The following is a 729-nucleotide window of genomic DNA, read 5'->3' as shown; positions in this document are numbered from 1 at the left end:
CGGCGTCAAAATCAAAGCCCGACACGTCGTTGACCATACCCGCCCCGGCGGCAAGCGCCGCCTGCGCGACCGCGGCCTTGCGCGTATCGACCGATATCGGCAACAGGCCGCGGGCAGCCTCGATCGCGGGCAGGATGCGGGCGATCTCGTCCGGGACGGCGATCTCCTCGGCTCCGGGACGGGTGGATTCGCCGCCGATGTCCAGCAGGTCCGCCCCATCCGCCGCCAAGGCACGCGCTTGGGTTGCAGGATCGTACCGGCCGCCGTCCGAGAAGCTGTCGGGGGTCGCATTGACGATGCCCATCAATCGCGGTCGGTCCAGCGTCAGGCCCAGGACGGACGGCCGCGGGGCCGTCAGGGCCACCATCACGCGATCGGGTGCGCTGTCGACGATGCGCGGGGCCGCGCCGCGCTGCAGGCATTCCAGATGCGTGAACCCCGTCCACCCCCCGGCGAGGGGCCAGCGGCCGCCCTGATCCTGCGGGATGGGGCGATAGTAGAGGCCGTCCTGCATCATCGGATGTCAGGCGGTGCGCAGATGCGCGACGCTGACCGCCAACCCGTCCGGTACGACCGGCAGCGGCCTGTCGGCAGGGCCGGCGAAATCGATGTGATGGGCCCCAAGACGCCCCGCCAGCCACAGCGCAAGGCTGTCGGGACCGTCGCCTGCAACCGGGGCATCGGCGGCAAGACGCGTGGGCGCCCAGATCACCGGCTGGCGCAGCTGGA

1 protein-coding gene and 1 pseudogene are annotated in these 729 nt (G+C 71.3%); both read right to left on the bottom strand.

Annotation, left to right across the window (positions count from 1 at the left end; genetic code table 11):
- Positions 1-514 (bottom strand): dihydropteroate synthase (locus TW83_RS17850; protein WP_045984136.1); only part of this gene is annotated, 514 nt, incomplete at its 3' end.
- 9 nt (positions 515-523) lie between these two features.
- A pseudogene (locus TW83_RS21445) lies at positions 524-729 on the bottom strand (hypothetical protein); the annotation flags it as partial.

Origin of the sequence: Paracoccus sp. S4493 (genome assembly GCF_000967735.1) — a bacterium.
GTDB lineage: Bacteria > Pseudomonadota > Alphaproteobacteria > Rhodobacterales > Rhodobacteraceae > Paracoccus > Paracoccus marcusii.
The sequence above is the reverse complement of the archived record's forward strand: the minus strand, read 5'-3'. Positions and strand labels throughout refer to the sequence as shown.